The sequence below is a fragment of the Actinomadura sp. RB99 genome (assembly GCF_014706005.1).
Taxonomy (GTDB): Bacteria; Actinomycetota; Actinomycetes; order Streptosporangiales; family Streptosporangiaceae; genus Spirillospora.
Genome location: NZ_JABMCA010000054.1, coordinates 38,753 through 56,071, shown reverse-complemented (window position 1 = coordinate 56,071; position 17,319 = coordinate 38,753). Strand labels below are relative to the sequence as shown.

The window sequence follows — 17,319 nt, the reverse complement described above, 5'->3', positions numbered from 1 at the left end:
CCCGCGCGGAACGCGAGGGCGGCCCGCGCCGACGAGGTGACAGCGAGGAGCGCGCAGATGACGACCGTCGCGCGGCAGAAGACCCCCGAGCCGGGGCCCGAGGCGCCCGGCACGAGCAACGGGCGGCCCGCAGGCCGCCGGGCCCGGTCCCGGCCGCCGGGGGAGCCCCGCTCCGTCGGCTGGCTGTACGTGCTGCCGGCCCTGGCGGTGTACGGGGCGTTCCTGCTGTGGCCGCTGGTGCGGGGGGCGCAGTTCTCCCTCTACCACTGGGACGGCATCGGCCCGGCGACCTGGGCCGGGCTGTCCAACTACACCGCCACCTGGACCGACCCGACGCTGCGAGGCGCGTTCGGGCACCTGCTGATCCTGATCGTGTTCTACGCGATCCTGCCGTGCTGCATCGCGTTCGTGCTGGTCGCCATCATGTCCAGGACGAAGATCCGCGGCCTGACGTTCTTCCGCACCGTGCTGTTCATGCCGCAGGTCATCGCGATGGTCGCGGTCGCCGTGGCGTGGCAGTGGGTGTACTCCACGCACGGGCCCGTCAACACCGTCCTCGGCTGGCTGCACGACATCGGGCTGCCCGACTGGCGGCACGGCTGGCTCGGCGACTTCACCTTCGCGCTGCCCGCCATCGGGCTCGTCGGCACGTGGGTGGAGATCGGCCTGGCGCTGGTGCTGTTCCTGGCCGGCGTGCAGAAGATCCCCCGGGAGCTGTACGAGGCGGCGCGGATCGACGGCGCCGGGGCGATCCGGGAGTTCTTCACCGTCACCCTGCCGGGGCTGCGCCGCGAGCTGTCGGTGGCGCTGACGCTCACCACGATCATGGCGGTGCGCAACTTCGACCTCATCTACATGGCCACCGCCGGCGGCCCGGGCGACTCCACGAAGGTGCCCGCCTACGAGGTCTACAACCGCACGTTCAACACCGGCGAGGTCGGCCTCGGCTGCGCGATCGGCGTCACCCTGGCCGTGCTGGCGTTCGCGATCACCGCGGGCATCGGCCGCCTCGTCGAGGGGAGGGGCGAATGAGCAGGCGCTACGAGCGGATCCTGAACCACGCCGTACTGGCGCTGTTCGCGGTGATCGCCCTGTTCCCGATGATCGGCATCGTCGCGCAGGCGCTGAAGCTGCCCGGCGAGCTGTCGTTCGACACCTTCCGGGTGGCCTGGACCGAGGGCCACTTCGCCGCCTACCTGCGCAACAGCGTCGTCGTCACCGCCGTCACGGTGGTGCTGGCCAGCGTCTTCTCGATCATGTCCGGGTACGCGCTCGGCGTCATGCGCTTCCGCGGCGCGGGGGCGGTGTTCCTGCTGTTCCTGGCGGGCCTCACCATCCCCACCGAGGCCGTCGTCGTGCCGCTCTACTTCGACCTGCGCTCGGCCGGGCTGGACAACACCTACGCCGGGCTGATCCTGCCGCAGGTCGCGATGTCGGTCGCGTTCGGCACGTTCTGGATGCGCGCCTACTTCCGCAGCGTCCCGCCCTCGCTGATGGAGGCGGCCCGGATGGACGGCGCGTCGAGCTGGACGACCCTGTGGCGGGTGCTGGTGCCCATCGGCCGGCCCGCGATCCTCACCATGGTCGTGCTGATCACCATGTGGACCTGGAACGAGTTCCTGCTGCCGCTGGTGATCGTGAACTCCGACGAGGGGCTGCGCACCGCGCCGCTCGGGCTGTCGTTCTTCCAGGGCGCGCACAAGACCGACTACGCACTGCTCATGGCGGGCGCGCTGATCATCGCCGCGCCCATCGTGATCGTCTATGTCTTCCTGCAACGGCGGTTCATTGCAGGGATGCTCTCGGGGGCCATCAAGGAGTAGGGAGTCCGGGGCCGCCCCCCAGCGGCCCCGCAACGGAACAGGAGAGTTCATGCGAAGACTCGCCCTACCCGCCGTCCTGTCCGCCGCGCTGGCGGGCTCGGCCATCGCGCTGGCCGGCCCGCCCGCGCAGGCGCGGACGGCACCGTCCACGGCGACGTCGGAACAGGGTCGGCTGGACGTGCTGTTCGTCGGGGCGCACCCCGACGACGAGTCCGGCACCCTGTCGACGCTCGGCCAGTGGAACGAGTTCGACAAGGCCCGGACGGGCGTGCTGACCGTCACCCGCGGCGAGGGCGGCGGCAACGCCGCGGGGACCGAGGAGGGCCCGGCGCTCGGCCTGCTCCGCGAGGACGAGGAGCGGCGCGCGGTCGGCAAGGCGGGCGTCACCGACGTCCACAACCTCGACAAGGTCGACTTCTACTACACGGTGAGCGCGCCGCTCACCGAGGACACCTGGGGCCACGACGACACGCTCGCGAAGGTCGTGCGGATCGTCCGCGAGACCCGGCCCAAGGTGATCGTGACGATGAACCCGGCGCCGCTGCCCGGCCAGCACGGCAACCACCAGGAGGCCGCGCGGCTGGCGACCGAGGCGTACTACGCCGCCGCGGACCCCAACGCCTTCCCGACGCAGCTCAGTAAGGAAGGCCTGAAGGCCTGGGCGCCGGGACGGCTGTTCCAGGGCGGCGGGGCGTCCGGCCCGACCGGGCAGGAGTGCGCCGCCAAGGTCACCCCCAGCACGCCGGCGTCGGTGGCGTACGGGGTGTGGGGCGGCCGCGCGTCGGCCCGCAACGGCGGCAAGACGTGGGCGCAGGTGGAGCGGGAGGCGCAGCGGCTGTACGTGAGCCAGGGCTGGGCCGGGTTCCCGGACGCGCCGTCGGACCCGTCCAAGATCGGCTGCGACTACCTCACGCAGATCGCGAGCCGCGTGCCGTTCACGCTCGGCAACACCGACCCGTCGGCTCCGCTGGAGGGCGCGGTCACGCCGGGCAAGGGCGGCCTGCCGCTCGGGACGCGGTTCTTCCTGACGACGCAGTCGTACGGGGTGACGCCCGGCGCGGCGTTCACGGTGACGGCGCACGCGAGCGCGCCGGAGCAGCTGAAGAACGCGCGGGCCGCGCTCTCGGTGCCGTCCGGTTGGAACGTGACAGGAAACGGTGACCTGGGCAAGGTCGGGTCGAGCGAGCGCACGGCGACGTTCAAGGTGACGCCGCCCGCCGGCGCCTCCGTCGGCCGCGCCCAGATCTCCGCGAAGCTCACGTCCGGCCGCGCCGCGGGCCAGACCGCGACGATGGTGAACGTCCAGCCGCCGGTCACGGGCCAGCAGCAGCCGCTGCCCCGCGTCGACGACTTCGACACCTGGGCCACCAAGACCGGCGTGCCCGCCCTCATCGGCCAGATGAAGCGGGTGCTGACCGTCGGGTCGGGCAAGTCGCGCGACGTGCGGGTGGACCTGGCGAACACCACCTCGTCCGCGCAGTCGGGCACGGTGAAGCTGGACCTGCCGAAGGGCTTCTCGGCCGACGCCGCGTCCAAGCCGTACACCCTCGCGGCCGGCGCGAAGGGCACGGCCACCTTCAAGGTGACCAACACCGACGCCTCGCTGCCGACCTCCAACCAGGGCGGCTCCGGCGGCGACTTCGACTACACCATCACCACCACCCCGTCGTCCGGCCCGGCCGACGTGGAGACGGCGGCGCTGGAACTGGTCCCGGTCGCCGAGATCCCCAAGGCGTCCGCCGCCCCGAAGATCGACGGCAAGGAGGAGCCGGGCGAGTACGCCGGCGCCGAGCTGAACCTGTCGCGGGTGTGGGAGGGCGACGCCTGCGCGTCGGCCGACGACTGCTCGGCCACCGGCAAGGTGACCTGGACCGACGACGCGCTGAACGTGCTGGTCAAGGTCCGCGACGACAAGCAGGGCACGGTGCTCGGCGCCGACGACTGCAAGCGGCACTGGCGCACCGACTCGGTGGAGATCGGGATCGACCCGCGCGGTGACTCGGAGAACACCTCGACCACCTTCAAGACCGGCATCTTCCCGCAGATGTCGGACGGCAAGCCGTGCTTCGAGCGCGACGCGGACGCCCACCAGGGCGGCGCGGACGCGGCGCCCGGCATGCAGGTGGCCGCGACGGTGAACCAGCCCTACGACGGCTACACCATCGAGGCGAAGATCCCGTTCAAGGACCTGCCGACCGCCGTGGACCCGGCGCGGATGGGCCTGAACGTCTTCGTCTACGACTCCGACACCCAGGACAAGACCGGCCAGACCCGGATCGGCTGGTCGACCTGGGGCGGCGTGCAGGGCGACCCGTACCGGTGGGGCCAGACGACCCTGCCCGGCTACACCCCGGACCCGAGCCTGCCGACCACCCCGCCGGCGCCGGTGATGCCGACCGACGCGGCGGCCTCGGTGAACTCGCCCGAGTCGATCGAGCAGGCCGTCCGCACCGGGATCCCGCTCGCGGGCGGCCCGGCGGCGCCGCGCTCCGACAGCGCGCGCATCGCCGGCCGGCCGACGGTGTCCGGCGGGTCCGCGACCTTCAGCCTGCAGGCCACCGGTCCCGGCACGGCGCACGTGACGGTCTGGGACGGCAAGGTCCTCGGCACCAAGACCGTCGAGGTGAAGCGCGCGGGCTCCCAGTCCGTGACCGTCACGGGCGCGAGCGGCCTGCTCGCCGTCGCGTTCGAGGCGAAGAAGGGGGGCACGGCGAGCAGCATCGCCCGGCTGAGCCGGTGAACGGCGCCGCCGCGCCGGGCTCGCGCCCGGCGCGGCGGCATCCGGCCGAGGGCCGGGCCGGCGCGCGGGGGCACGCCGGCCCGGTCAGCGGCCGACGAGCGTGTGGGAGAAGGAGTACCGGTCGGCCCGGTAGACGTGGTCGCCGTACTCGACCGCGGTGCCGTTGTCGTCGAAGGCGGTGCGGGTCATGGTGAGCAGCGGCGTGCCGCTCCGCTCGTCCAGCAGCCGCGCCTCCGCGGCGGTCGCGCCCCGCGCCCCGATCGTCTGGTGCGCGATCCGCAGGTTGACCCCGGCGGCGCGCAGCGTCTCGTACAGGCCGTGCTCGGCGAGGTGCTCGGCGGTGACGTCGATCAGCCCGGCGGGCAGCACGTTGGTGAGCAGCGCCAGCGGCTCGCCGCCGGTGAGCCGCAGCCGGCGCAGCCGCAGCACCTCGGTCCCGGCCGGGACGCCGAGCCGCTCGGCGGCCTCGTCGCCCGCCGGGGCGGGCCCGAACTCCAGCACCCGGGTGCGCGGTTCGGCGCCGGCCGCGGCGAGGTCGTCGTGCAGGCTGGTCAGCTCGATGGGGCGGCGGACCTGCGACTGGACGACCTGGGTGCCGACGCCGCGCTTGCGGACGAGGAGCCCCTTGTCGACCAGGTGCTGGATCGCCTGCCGGACGGTCGGCCGGGACAGCCGGTACCGGGCGGCGAGGTCGAGCTCGTTGTCCAGCCGGGCGCCGGGCGGCAGCTCGCCGGACCGGATGGCCGCCTCGAGCTGCTGGGCGACCTGGAAGTACAGCGGCACCGGGCTGCCGCGGTCCAGCGTGACCGTCGGTCCGTGCACGCGGGGCTCCTTTCTCGGGGGTGTGACGCAGCTTAGTCCACTGCCGTCCGGAGATATTTAAGTCCTTATGTCAGGACATAGTGTTGACAGATGTTGGATCGTTCCATGAGACTCGGTCGCGATTCACGGCCGGAAGGGGTGCGATGAGGATCGGGCTCGCTGGAGCGGGACGGATCGGGAGCGCGCACGCGGAGACGCTGCGCGCGCTGCCCGGGGTCGCGGAGGTCGTCGTCGCCGACGCCGACCCGCGCCGGGCGCGGGAGGCGGCCGGCAGGCTCGGCGTCCGCGCCGCCGAGGACGTCGGCGCGCTGTTCGCCGCGGGACTGGACGCGCTGGTCGTCGCCGCGCCGACGGACGCGCACGCCGGCCTGGTGGTGCGCGCCGTCGAGGCCGGGATGCCGGTGTTCGTGGAGAAGCCCGTCGCGCCCGACCTGGCCGGGACGATCGAGGTGCTGAAGGCGGTCCGCGGCGCGGGCGTGCCCGTGCAGGTGGGCTTCCAACGCCGCTTCGACCCCGGCCACGTCGCGGCACGGGACGCGGTGGCCTCGGGCCGGCTCGGCTGGGTGCACACCGTCCGCTCCTGCACGCTGGACCCGGTGCCGCCGCCGGACGACTACATCCCCGGCTCCGGCGGGCTGTTCCGCGACTGCTCGGTGCACGACTTCGACGCCGTCCGGTTCGTCACCGGACGCCAGGTGACCGAGGTGACCGCGACCGGCGCCAACCGCGGGTCGCCGGTCTTCACCGAGGCCGGCGACGTCGACACCGGCGCGGCCGTGCTGACCCTGGACGACGGGACGCTCGCGCTGGTGTCCGCGACCCGCTACAACGCGGCCGGCTACGACGTGCGGCTGGAGGTCCTCGGCTCGCAGGGCGGCGTCGTCGCCGGGCTGGACGACGGGACGCCGCTGTCCCCGGCGGCCGCGGGCATCCGCCCGGCCGGTCCCGCGCACACCGGTTTCCTGGAGAGGTTCGCCGACGCCTACGCGGCCGAGCTGGCGGCGTTCGCCCTGATGGTGGCGGACGGCACGGCCAGCCCGTGCCCGCCCGAGGAGAGCCTGGAGGCGCTCTACGTGGCGGAGGCGTGCGGGATCTCCCGCCGCGAGCGGCGCACCGTCACGATCGAGGAGGTGCGCCGATGACGGCCGCGCCGGAGGGCGGGGTGCCGCACGACCTCATCACGATGGGCCGCGTCAGCGTCGACGTCTACCCGCGGCAGGTCGGGGTTCCGCTTGAGGACGTCGAGACGTTCGGCAAGTACCTGGGCGGCAGCGCCACCAACGTGGCGGTCGCCGCGGCCCGCTACGGCCGCCGCAGCGCGGTCATCACCCGCACCGGTGCCGACCCGTTCGGGCGGTTCGTCCATGCGGCGCTGAAGGGCTACGGCGTGGACGACCGGTTCGTCACCGAGGTGCCCGGCCTGCCGACGCCCCTGGCGTTCTGCGAGATCTTCCCGCCGGACGACTTCCCGCTGTACTTCTACCGGTATCCGAAGGCGCCGGACATGGAGATCCGCGCCGGGGAGCTGGACTTGGACGCGATCGCCGCCGCCCGGATCTTCTGGGCGACGGTCACCGGACTGTCGCAGGAGCCGAGCCGGGAGGCGACGGTCGCCGCGCTCGCGGCGCACCCCGGCACCACCGTCCTCGACCTGGACTACCGGCCGATGTTCTGGGAGTCGCCGGACGCTGCCCGGGCGCGCGTGCGCGAAGCGCTGCGGCACGCGACCGTCGCGGTCGGCAACCTCGACGAGTGCGAGGTCGCCGTCGGCGAGCGCGAACCGCGCGCCGCCGCCCGCGCGCTGCTGGACCGTGGCGTGTCGGTCGCCGTCGTCAAGCAGGGCCCGCGCGGCGTCCTCGCCGCGTCCGCGGACGGCGTCGTCGAGGTCCCGCCGACGCCGGTGGAGGTGGTCAACGGGCTCGGCGCGGGGGACGCGTTCGGCGGCGCCCTCTGCCACGGCCTGCTCAGCGGCTGGGACCTGGAACGGATCGTGCGGTTCGCCGGCGCCGCCGGGGCGATCGTCGCGTCCCGGCTGGCCTGCGCCGACGCCATGCCCGCCGCCGACGAGGTCGAGCGGCTGCTCGCCGCCCGGCGGACGCCGGGCCCTGGAAGTGAGGTGACCGCGTGAGCGCGGGAACGTTCGCGGAACGCTACGCCGCCCTCGCCGAGGTCCGGGCGGCGCATCCGGAGGCGGTGGCGCGCGCCGCCGCCCGGCGGGTGCGGCCGGCCGGCCCGCCCGGCGCGTCCGGCCCCATGATGATCATTGCGGCGGACCATCCGGCGCGCGGCGCGCTGCGCGCCGGATCCGACCCGCTGGCCATGGCCGACCGCCGCGACCTGCTGGAGCGGATGTGCACGGCGCTGGCGCGGCCCGGCGTGAACGGCGTGCTCGGCACCCCCGACGTGCTGGAGGACCTGCTCCTGCTCGGCGCGCTGGACGGCAAGCTCGCCGTCGGCTCCATGAACCGGGGCGGCCTCGCCGGCGCGTCGTTCGAGATCGACGACCGGTTCACCGCCTACAGCGCGCCCGCGATCGCGGCGGCCGGGCTGGACGGCGGCAAGATGCTGCTGCGCGTCGACCCCGCCGACCCGGCCACCGCGCGGACGCTGGAGGCGTGCGGGCGCGCGGTGACCGACCTGGCCGCGCACGGCCTGATGGCGATGGTCGAGCCGTTCATGTCGGCGCGGGGCGAGGACGGGCGCGTCCGCAACGAGCTCACGGCGGAGGCGATGATCCGCGCGGTCGCGATCGCCTCCGGGCTCGGCGCCACGTCCTCGCGCACCTGGCTCAAGGTGCCCGTCGTGCCGGAGATGGAGCGGGTCATGGCGGCCTCGACGCTGCCCGCGCTGCTGCTCGGCGGCGAGGTGTCCGCCGACCCGGACGCCGCGCTCGCCGGCTGGCGGGAGGCGCTGAAGCTGCCGACCGTCCGCGGCCTGGTCATCGGCCGCAGCCTGCTGTACCCGCCGGGCGGCGACGTCGCGGCGGCGGTCGACGCCGCGGTGGCGGCGCTGTGAACCCCCGCGAGGAGGACGGAATGACCTGGGGTGACGGAACGACCGGGGTGGACATCGCGCCGGCGGACGCCGGGTGGACGTACTCGGGCCTGCGCGTCGTGACGCTCGGCCCCGGCGAGGAGGTGACCGTCGAGACGGGGGACTCCGAGACCCTCGTCCTGCCGCTCGCCGGATCGTGCCGCGCCGCCGTCACGGTCCCCGGCGAGGAGGCCGTGCCGTTCGACCTGCGGGGGCGCGCCGACGTCTTCTCCCGCGTCACCGACTTCGCCTACGCGCCGCGCGACGCCACGGTGGTCGTGTCGTCGCGCGACGGCGGCCGGTTCGCGCTGCCGTCCGCCCGCTGCGAGCGCCGCCTTCCGCCGCGCTACGGACCCGCCGAAGGGGTGCCCGTCGAGCTGCGCGGCGCCGGGGCGGCGAGCCGCCAGGTGAACAACTTCTGCACCCCGGAGGCGTTCGAGGCCGACCGGCTGATCGCCTGCGAGGTGCTGACGCCCGGCGGGAACTGGTCGTCCTACCCCCCGCACAAGCACGACGAGGAGACGGCGACCGAGTCGGTGCTGGAGGAGATCTACTACTTCGAGGTCGCGGACGGTCCCGACGGCCGTCCGGGCATGGGCTACCAGCGGGTGTACGGCACCGCGGAGCGCCCGATCGACGTGCTGGAGGAGGTCCGCACCGGCGACGTCGTGCTGATCCCGCACGGATGGCACGGCCCGTCGATGGCGGTGCCGGGCTACGACCTGTACTACCTGAACGTGATGGCGGGGCCGGGGGAGGAGCGGGCCTGGCGGATCTGCGACGACCCGGCCCACGCCTGGGTCCGCGGCACCTGGGCGGCCGAGAACGCCGACGAGCGGCTGCCCATGACGTCGGCCGCGGGCCGCGAACGCTGACGGAACCGCGCCGAAGTCCCGCTCCCCGGAAACGGAAAAGCACCAGCGTCCCCTGATCCGTACCGCCGTGAAGGCGTTTCCGGAGTTCTCGCATGGCGGTGACAAAAACACCCGCGAGAAATGTGCCCGGAGGGCCAAGTGGCGGCGCGCGGAGGGCGGCTAGCTTCCAATCCTTGCGTTTTCCCAGACGACCGCGAGGTGACGGATGACTGCTGCGCGCCGGGCCGACGGAACTCCCCGGGTGGTGGTCACCGGGTTCGGCGTGAAGAGCCCGGCGGGCGGCACCCCGGACGAGGTCGTCGCCACCGTCTTCTCCGGGAAGTCGCAGGCCGTCCACGTCCAGGACCTGCTGGAGGCGGGGGCGGCGGTCTCCTACGGGTGCCCCGCGCAGCCGTTCGAGGAGGAGCGCTACTTCACCCGTCCCGAGCTGCGGCGCCTCGACCGCATGACGCGCCTCGGCGTCGCCGCCGCCGAGGACGCGCTCGCCGACGCGGCCCTGCGCGGGCCGGACGCCCCGGCGCCGGGGCGGCGCGGGGTGTACGTCGGGACGGCCGCCGCGAACCTCGCGTCGGTGGTCGCGCTCGGCGGGCACGAGCACGCGGGGACGCTGCACCGCGTCCCGGTCCCCGCCGTCCCGATGATCATGCCGAACGCGACCGCCGCGAACATCTCGATCCGGCACGGGTGCGAGGGGCCGTGCCCGACGTACTCGACGGGCTGCGCGAGCGGCGCCACCGCGATCGGGGAGGCCGCCCTCGCGATCCGCGCGGGGCGGATCGACGCCGCCGTGGCGGGCGGCGTCGACGCGATCCTGACGCCGTTCGTGATGGCGGCGTTCGCGCGCATCGGCACGCTCGCCCGCCGCGACGACGCGCCGCACACCGCGAGCCGCCCTTTCGACGCTGACCGGGACGGGTTCGTCGTCGGGGAGGCCGCCGCGTTCCTCGTGCTGGAGCGCGCCGACCGCGCCGCCGCGCGCGGCGCCCGCGTGCACGGCGAGGTCACCGGGTACGCCGCCGCGAGCGACGCCGCGCACATCGTCGCGCCGCGCAAGGACGGCCGGGTCGCCGCCCGCTGCATGGCCGCGGCCCTCGCCGACGCGCGCCTCGCCCCGCGCGACATCGGGCACGTGTCGGCGCACGCCACCGGGACCCGCGGCAACGACGGCGCCGAGGCCCTCGCGATCGACCGCTGCTTCGGCGGCGACGCCCCGCCCGTCACCGCGACCAAGGGCGTGACCGGCCACATCCTGGGCGCGGGCGGCGCGGTGGAGGCCATCGTCGCGCTGCGCTGCGGCGCCGCCGGGCTCGTCCCGCCGACCGCGAACTTCGCCGGGCCGGACGCGGAGACCGGGCTGATCGACGTGGTCCACGGCGAGGCGCGCGCGATCCCCGCGTCGGCGCCGGTCCTGTCGAACTCGTTCGGGTTCGGCGGGCACGACGCCGCGCTCGTCCTCACCCCGGCCTGAGGACGCGCCGGGGTGAGGCGCCGGCGGGTCAGGCCGGTCCGCTGCCCGGCTTGAGCGGGGTCACCCGGAAGTTCCCCTGCTCCGCCACCGGCCCGAAGGACCACGGGACGCGCAGCGCCAGGGTCTCGTCCGGCGGGATGACCGTCAGCAGGCCCGGCAGCGCGGCCTCCGACCGGGACTGCGGGTCGGCGGCGCCCGGCGCCGCCCAGTCGATCTCGGTGTAGGCGTGCCCGTCCGGCTGGAGCACCAGGTGCGGAGGCGGGCCGCCCACCCGCTGGTCGCTGCTCGGCAGCGCCGACCCGTCCGCGACGGCGATGCCGACGCCCGGCCATCCGTAGACCCGGCACGCGCGGCCGGAGGCGTTGGTCAGGACGATCTTGGTCGACCGCGATCCGGCGGCCCCGTCGAGGCGGCCGACCCGCGCCGCGAGGTCGCGCGTGTGGCAGCGGGCGAGCGAGCCCGGACCCGATCCGGCGTCGCCGCCCGCTCCTTCGGCGGTGCGGCCGCCCGCCGGTGCGGTGCCGGTCCCGGCGTTCGTCCTGGTGCCGCCCGGAGCGGTGCCCGTGTCGCCCACCTTGCATCCGGTGAGGGCCGCGCCGAGCGCGACGCCCGTCAGGACCAGGACGGCCGCGCGGCTCTTCTTCTCTGTCGTCACGGGTACTCGGACGCCGGAACGCGCCCTCAAGATCCACAAATCTCGCGATTCGCGATCGTCCCCGTCCCGGACGCGGCGGGGCGCGCCCGCACCGGGGCGCGCCCGGTGCGGGCGGAGCGGCGGGTCAGCGGCCGGGGTTCTCCAGCTGGAAGAAGTTGCTCTGCGCCCCGTTCTTCTTGTGCTCCTGGTAGATGAAGTCGAGTTCGCGCTCGTCGAAGGTGCGGAACCAGTCGTCCCAGGAGATGTGCTCCAGGTTCTCCCCGCCGTAGCCGGGGAAGTCGAACAGCAGCCGGCCGGGCCTGCCCCCGTAGTCGCTGCCGGGCACGCTGCACGGCTCGGCGCCGCGCTCGTCGGCCCACTGGCGGATCACGTCGTGGTCCGTGGTGACCAGGCTCTGGCCGGGCCGCTCCTCGTGCTGGTCCGGCGCGGTGATCCGGCGGTCGTACTTGTGCTCGCCGCGGATCGGATGGTTCTGCCCGCCCATCGGGTCCCCCTTCCCTCATGGATGTGCGGCCGGCGCGGCGGACCGGGCCGGCCCGGGCGTCCTAGGGGATGTACCCCCACATCACGGACTTAACGGGCAGGTCAGCGCGTGGTGGCGAGGGGTTCCCCGGGCTGCCGGCTGCGCGGGGCCCGCCGGCGCCCCGCCCGGCCGACGACGGCCCCGGCCGCCAGCAGGACGGCGCCGACCGCCGCCGAGCCGACCGGGACGGCGATCCGCAGCAGGTTGATCTTGGACGCGCCGTCCGCCGACGTGTCCTGCAGCGACTTCTGCGACTCCGGCGTCATCCGCAGGTCCATCTGCCCCACGACGAGGCGCCCCGGGCCGCTCCTCGGCTGCAGGGTGGACAGCACCTTCTGCTCCTGGTCGATCGGGTTGCCGGTGCGCGGGTCCACCCAGTATGTGCCGTCGGCCTGGTAGTAGCGGTCGACCGGGACGGCGGGGGCGCCCTTGGCGCGCCCGAGCAGCTCGCCGGGGACGTTCGGCAGGTCCTGGCCCTGCAGCCTGGTGTTCGGGATGTGCTGGACGAACCGCCAGGCGCGGATGCCGTGCACGCGCTCCTCGCCGGCGTAGACGGCGGGCCAGGCCCGGCGCGTCGCCGGATCGTAGACCGGCTTGGTCTTCTTGGTGGCGTCCACGGGCCAGAACAGCCCGAGCCCCGACTGGCGCGCCGACACGTCGCCGTTCACCGAGGCGCCGCAGCACCCGCTCAGCATGCCCGTGCGGCGGTCGAACGCGACCCGCTGGTTCTGGATCTCGATGGTCGTGCGGCGCCCGACGTCCTGGATCATCGTCGCCGAGTCCCAGACGGCGATGTCGCCGTGCGACGACGTCACGTCGCCGCGGACGGTGTTGGTGGCGACGACGGTCGCGCCGGTGACCTGCTTGGCCGACGTGGCGTCGAAGTAGGTGGCGTTGTCGGCGCGCAGGCGGGTGACCTGGTAGACGTCCGTCGGCGCGGCGATCAGCCGGGGAGCGACGTAGAACCGGACCAGCACGGCGGTGATCAGGAGGAACGCGCCCAGCCCTGTGAGCGCCATGCCGATGACGTTGCGCAATGCCGCCTCCTCGTCCTTCGCTGCTCCCTCGCCCCGATGGCCGGGCGCCGCGCCCGGTCCGCACATCGTCCGCCAAGAAGGCGCCGAAATGAATGGATATGGTCGGGAAACCGAAAATTTGTGCGGGCGCCCAGCCGCGCCCGCCCGCGCCTGTGCCCGCGACGGGGCCCGGTCCGGCGGGCCGGATCCGCCCACCCCGCCGGGCCTGCCGATGTGAGTGCCAGTTAACGCGCGGGTGACGTTCGGGACCCATACGGGAAATACGGCTTATCGAGGATCAAGCCATGGAAGCCCGCAACGAACCGGACATGCACCTGGTCGTGGTCGGCCACGGACCGGCCTCGCATCGGCTGGTGGAGGCCCTGCGCGAGCGCGACGCCGCCGGGACGTGGAAGGTCACCGTCATCGGCGAGGAGCCGCGCACCGCCTACGACCGGGTGGCGCTGACCACCCACCTGGAGGGCGCCGACCTCGCCTACCCCGCGCACGGCGCGGAGGTCTCCGTCGTCACCGGCGAGCGGGTCACCGCGATCGACCGCGCCGCCCGCACCGTCACGACCTCGGCCGGACGCACCGTCGGCTACGACGCGCTGGTGCTGGCCACCGGGTCGGCGCCGTTCGTGCCGCCGGTGGAGGGCCGGGACCTGCCCGGCGTGTTCGTCTACCGCACCATCGACGACCTGGACGCCATCCGCGACTACGCCCGGGACCGCGCGACCGGCGCCGTGGTCGGCGGCGGCCTGCTCGGCCTGGAGGCGGCCCGCGCGATCCAGGGACTCGGGCTGCGCAGCGGCGTCGTCGAGGTCGCGCCGTGGCTGATGCCGCGCCAGCTCGACGAGGGCGGCGGCGCGATGCTGCGCCGCCACATCGAGGCCCTCGGCATGGCCGTGCACGCCGGGGAACCGATGGAGCGGCTGGAGGCGGGCGCGGACGGCGCCGTCGCGGGCATCGCGCTCGCCGGCGGGCGGCGGATCGACGCCGAGGTCGTGGTGTTCTCCGCGGGCATCCGGCCGCGCGACGAGCTGGCCCGCGGCTGCGGGCTGCCGGTGGGGGAGCGCGGCGGGATCGTCGTCGACGCCGCCTGCCGCACCGAGGACCCGGCGATCTGGGCGATCGGCGAGTGCGCGCTGGTCGGCGGGACGGTGTACGGACTGGTCGGGCCGTGTTTCTCGATGGCGGAGGTCGTCGCCGACCGGCTGCTCAACCCCGGCGGCACCGCGGCGTTCGAGGGCGCCGACATGTCGACGAAGCTGAAGCTGATGGGCGTCGACGTCGCCAGCTTCGGCGACCCGTTCGCGGGCCCCGACCAGGGCGCGCTCGGCGTCACCTACACCGACCCGGTCGCCGGCGTCTACAAGAAGCTCGTGGTCAGCGACGACGCGAAGACCCTGCTCGGCGGCGTCCTGGTGGGCGACGCCGAGTCCTACGGGACGCTGCGCGCCTACGTCGGCGGGAACCTGCCCGGCGCCCCCGAGCAGATGCTGTTCGGCGGGACGGAGGCGGCGGGCGGCGACCTGCCCGGCGCGACCGTCATCTGCTCCTGCAACAACGTGACCGCCGAGACGATCCGCGGCGCGATCGCGGCGGAGTCCCTCTCCGACGTCGGCGCGGTGAAGGGCTGCACGAAGGCCGGGACGAGCTGCGGCAGCTGCGTCCCGCTGGTGAAGCGGATCCTGGACGCCGAGCTGACCGCCGCCGGCATCGAGGTCAGCAGGGCGATCTGCGAGCACTTCGACTACAGCCGCGCCGAGCTGTTCGACATCGTCCGCGGCGGGCGGGTCACGAGCTTCACCCAGCTCGTCCAGGAGCACGGCCGCGGGCGGGGCTGCGACATCTGCAAGCCCGCCGTCGCGTCCATCCTGGCCAGCCTCGGCAACGGGCACATCCTGGAGGGCGAGCAGGCCGCGCTCCAGGACACCAACGACCACTTCCTGGCCAACCTGCAGAAGAACGGCACGTACTCGGTGGTCCCGCGGGTCCCCGGCGGCGAGATCACCCCGGAGAGGCTGATCGTGATCGGGGAGGTGGCCCGCGACTTCGGCCTCTACACCAAGATCACCGGTGGTCAGCGGATCGACCTGTTCGGCGCCCGCGTCGAGCAGCTCCCGGAGATCTGGAGGCGGCTCGTCGACGCCGGGTTCGAGTCCGGGCACGCCTACGGCAAGGCGCTGCGGACGGTGAAGTCGTGCGTCGGCTCCACCTGGTGCCGGTACGGCGTGCAGGACTCGGTCGCGATGGCGATCCGCCTGGAGCTGCGGTACCGGGGGCTGCGGGCCCCGCACAAGCTGAAGTCGGCGGTGTCGGGCTGCGCCCGGGAGTGCGCGGAGGCGCAGAGCAAGGACTTCGGCGTCATCGCCACCGAGAACGGCTGGAACCTCTACCTCGCCGGCAACGGCGGGATGCGGCCCCGGCACGCCGACCTGTTCGCCTCCGACCTGTCGGACGAGGAGCTGATCCGCACCATCGACCGGTTCCTGATGTTCTACATCCGCACCGCCGACCGGCTGCAGCGCACCGCGAGCTGGCTGGAGGCCCTCGACGGCGGCGTCGAGTACCTGCGCGAGGTGATCGTGGACGACCGGCTCGGCATCTGCGCCGAGCTGGACGCCGCCATGGAGCGGCACGTGGCCGCCTACTCCGACGAATGGCGCGACACCCTCGCCGATCCCGACCGGCTCCGCCGGTTCGTCTCGTTCGTCAACGCGCCGCAGACCCCCGACCCGAGCATCGAGTTCGAGGTCGAGCGCGAGCAGATCAAGCCCGTGCTCCTGCCGCTGGAGGTCAAGTGAACCGCGAACGGATCGTGGTCGTCGGGAACGGGATGGCCGGGGCGCGGTTCGTCAGCGAGCTGCGCTCCCGCGACCCGGGCGTGCCCGTCACGGTGTTCGGCGCGGAGACGCAGCGGCCCTACAACCGGGTGCTGCTGTCGAACGTCCTCGCCGGAAAGACCAGGCCGGACCACATCAGTCTGGTCGACGCGGCCTGGTACGCCTCGCACGGCGTGGACGCCCGGCTCGGCGTGGAGGTCGTCCGCGTCGACCGGGAGGCGCGCGCCGTGCACGCCTCCGACGGCACCGTCACCCGGTACGGCACGCTCGTGCTGGCGACCGGCAGCACCGCGTTCGTCCCGCCGATGCCGGGCCTGGAGGACGGGCTGCCCGGCGGCGCGCTGGTGTTCCGGACGCTCGACGACTGCCGCCGGATCTCCGAGCTGGCCGAGTCGGCGAAGCGGGCGGTGGTGGTCGGCGGCGGGCTGCTCGGCATCGAGGCGGCGCGCGGGCTGATGGGCCGGGGGCTGGACGTGACGGTCCTGCACCTGGCCGGCCACCTGATGGAGCGCCAGCTCGACCCCGCCGCGGGCAAGGTGCTGGCGCGGACGCTCGCGCGCCTGGGCATCGGCACCCGCGTCCAGGCGAACGTCGCCGGGCTGCGCACCGCCGGCACCGGCGCCGACCGCGCGGTCACCGGCGTCGAGCTGGCGCTGCCGGACGGCGGGCGGGAGGTCCTGGACACCGACCTGGTCATCCTGTCGTGCGGGGTCCGGCCCGAGGTGTCGCTGGCCCGCGACGCGGGCCTGGCGATCGGCCGGGCGGTGGTCGTGGACGACGAGCTGCGCTCGGTCAGCGACCCGTCCGTCCGCGCGATCGGCGAGTGCTCGGAGCACCGCGACGAGGTCTACGGGCTGGTCGCGCCCGCCTGGGAGCAGGCGACGGTGCTGGCCGGGCTGCTCGCGGGCACCGACCCGGCCGCGCGCTTCACCGGCGCACGGCAGATCACCCGGCTGAAGGCGGCGGGCATCGAGCTGGCGTCGATGGGGGAGACGCACTTCGGCGACGACGACGACGGCGTGGAGGTCGTCCGGTTCAGCGACATGGCGCGCGGCACCTACAAGAAGGCGGTGATCAGGGACGGCCGGCTGATCGGCGCGATCCTGCTCGGCGAGACGTCCGCCGCCGGGACGCTCACCCAGCTCTACGACCGGGCGTCGCCGCTGCCGTCCGAGCGCCTCGACCTGCTGTTCCCGGGGCTCGGCGGCGCGCCCGAGGCGGCCTCGCCGGTGCGGATGCCGGACGCGGCGACGGTCTGCAACTGCAACAACGTCAGCAAGGGGCAGATCCGCGCCTGCTGGCAGGACGGCGCCCGCACCGCCGACGAGGTCTCCCGGCGGACCCGCGCGGCGACCGGCTGCGGGAGCTGCCGCGACGCGCTGGAGGGGATCGTGTCCTGGCTCGACGAGCAGGAGTCGGTGGACGCCTAGGGAGATAAGTCGAACAAACCTGTTCAACTTCTCGGCCTTCCGGGCTACGCTAACCCGAACAATGGTGTTCGAGTTAGGAGCCTCC

Annotated in this window: 14 protein-coding genes; 10 read left to right on the top strand and 4 right to left on the bottom strand. The window is 74.2% G+C overall.

Annotated elements, in window-relative coordinates; all coding sequences use genetic code 11:
• Positions 1–57 precede the first annotated feature (57 nt).
• From amrb99_RS35260 to amrb99_RS35250, 3 genes are read left to right on the top strand one after another with little or no spacing between them, the layout of a single operon-like run.
• The gene (locus amrb99_RS35260) at positions 58–1,032 is read left to right on the top strand and encodes a sugar ABC transporter permease (protein ID WP_190864482.1); all 975 of its coding nucleotides are present in this window, start codon (positions 58–60) and stop codon (positions 1,030–1,032) included.
• A complete protein-coding gene (locus amrb99_RS35255; RefSeq protein WP_190864480.1) occupies positions 1,029–1,823 on the top strand; it encodes a carbohydrate ABC transporter permease in 795 nt (264 codons plus the stop codon). Before amrb99_RS35260 ends, amrb99_RS35255 begins: the two co-directional genes overlap by 4 nt.
• 49 nt (positions 1,824–1,872) lie before the next feature.
• Complete coding sequence (locus tag amrb99_RS35250; protein WP_190864478.1) at positions 1,873–4,563, top strand: sugar-binding protein; 2,691 nt, start codon at positions 1,873–1,875, stop codon at positions 4,561–4,563.
• An 84-nt stretch (positions 4,564–4,647) separates the two neighbouring features.
• Here amrb99_RS35250 and amrb99_RS35245 read toward each other — a convergent pair whose 3' ends face one another.
• Entirely contained in the window at positions 4,648–5,385 is a 738-nt protein-coding gene (locus amrb99_RS35245; protein ID WP_190864477.1) for a UTRA domain-containing protein, read from the bottom strand.
• 143 nt (positions 5,386–5,528) lie between these two features.
• Here amrb99_RS35245 and amrb99_RS35240 point away from each other — a divergent pair, with 143 nt between their 5' ends.
• From amrb99_RS35240 to amrb99_RS35220, 5 genes are all read left to right on the top strand, one after another.
• Complete coding sequence (locus tag amrb99_RS35240; RefSeq protein ID WP_190864474.1) at positions 5,529–6,527, top strand: Gfo/Idh/MocA family oxidoreductase; 999 nt, start codon at positions 5,529–5,531, stop codon at positions 6,525–6,527.
• Positions 6,524–7,513, top strand: a complete 990-nt coding sequence (gene iolC, locus amrb99_RS35235; RefSeq protein WP_190864472.1) for a 5-dehydro-2-deoxygluconokinase — start codon at positions 6,524–6,526, stop codon at positions 7,511–7,513. The genes amrb99_RS35240 and iolC overlap by 4 nt, the downstream gene beginning before the upstream one ends.
• Positions 7,510–8,400, top strand: a complete 891-nt coding sequence (locus amrb99_RS35230) for an aldolase (RefSeq protein ID WP_190864470.1) — start codon at positions 7,510–7,512, stop codon at positions 8,398–8,400. The genes iolC and amrb99_RS35230 overlap by 4 nt, the downstream gene beginning before the upstream one ends.
• Before the next feature lie 20 nt (positions 8,401–8,420).
• A complete protein-coding gene (iolB, locus tag amrb99_RS35225) occupies positions 8,421–9,293 on the top strand; it encodes a 5-deoxy-glucuronate isomerase (protein ID WP_190864468.1) in 873 nt (290 codons plus the stop codon).
• A gap of 205 nt (positions 9,294–9,498) precedes the next feature.
• Complete coding sequence (locus amrb99_RS35220; RefSeq protein WP_190864466.1) at positions 9,499–10,761, top strand: beta-ketoacyl-[acyl-carrier-protein] synthase family protein; 1,263 nt, start codon at positions 9,499–9,501, stop codon at positions 10,759–10,761.
• Between the two features lie 28 nt (positions 10,762–10,789).
• Here the strand turns inward: amrb99_RS35220 and amrb99_RS35215 are convergent, their stop codons facing one another.
• The 3 genes from amrb99_RS35215 to amrb99_RS35205 form a co-directional block, all read right to left on the bottom strand.
• Positions 10,790–11,416, bottom strand: coding sequence for a DUF4232 domain-containing protein (locus amrb99_RS35215; RefSeq protein ID WP_190864464.1), 627 nt, complete (start codon positions 11,414–11,416; stop codon positions 10,790–10,792).
• 124 nt (positions 11,417–11,540) lie between these two features.
• Entirely contained in the window at positions 11,541–11,900 is a 360-nt protein-coding gene (locus amrb99_RS35210) for a hypothetical protein (protein WP_190864462.1), read from the bottom strand.
• A gap of 101 nt (positions 11,901–12,001) precedes the next feature.
• A complete protein-coding gene (locus amrb99_RS35205) occupies positions 12,002–12,976 on the bottom strand; it encodes a DUF3068 domain-containing protein (protein WP_190864460.1) in 975 nt (324 codons plus the stop codon).
• Positions 12,977–13,260: 284 nt separating this feature from the next.
• Here amrb99_RS35205 and nirB point away from each other — a divergent pair, with 284 nt between their 5' ends.
• Together nirB and amrb99_RS35195 are read left to right on the top strand one after the other, a co-directional pair.
• A complete protein-coding gene (nirB, locus tag amrb99_RS35200; RefSeq protein WP_277820142.1) occupies positions 13,261–15,765 on the top strand; it encodes a nitrite reductase large subunit NirB in 2,505 nt (834 codons plus the stop codon).
• On the top strand, positions 15,762–17,234 hold the full coding sequence (locus amrb99_RS35195; RefSeq protein ID WP_347256983.1) for an FAD-dependent oxidoreductase: 1,473 nt from the start codon (positions 15,762–15,764) through the stop codon (positions 17,232–17,234). Before nirB ends, amrb99_RS35195 begins: the two co-directional genes overlap by 4 nt.
• Positions 17,235–17,319 lie beyond the last annotated feature (85 nt).

Bases quoted from the DNA above. Each gene is read 5' to 3' on its own strand.
- amrb99_RS35240 (WP_190864474.1), top strand. From the start codon at position 5,529: ATGAGGATCGGGCTCGCTGGAGCGGGACGGATCGGGAGCGCGCACGCG.
- amrb99_RS35250 (WP_190864478.1), top strand. From the start codon at position 1,873: ATGCGAAGACTCGCCCTACCCGCCGTCCTGTCCGCCGCGCTGGCGGGC.
- amrb99_RS35210 (WP_190864462.1), bottom strand. From the start codon at position 11,900: ATGGGCGGGCAGAACCATCCGATCCGCGGCGAGCACAAGTACGACCGC.
- amrb99_RS35260 (WP_190864482.1), top strand. From the start codon at position 58: ATGACGACCGTCGCGCGGCAGAAGACCCCCGAGCCGGGGCCCGAGGCG.
- amrb99_RS35255 (WP_190864480.1), top strand. From the start codon at position 1,029: ATGAGCAGGCGCTACGAGCGGATCCTGAACCACGCCGTACTGGCGCTG.
- nirB (WP_277820142.1), top strand. From the start codon at position 13,261: ATGGAAGCCCGCAACGAACCGGACATGCACCTGGTCGTGGTCGGCCAC.
- amrb99_RS35220 (WP_190864466.1), top strand. From the start codon at position 9,499: ATGACTGCTGCGCGCCGGGCCGACGGAACTCCCCGGGTGGTGGTCACC.
- iolC (WP_190864472.1), top strand. From the start codon at position 6,524: ATGACGGCCGCGCCGGAGGGCGGGGTGCCGCACGACCTCATCACGATG.
- iolB (WP_190864468.1), top strand. From the start codon at position 8,421: ATGACCTGGGGTGACGGAACGACCGGGGTGGACATCGCGCCGGCGGAC.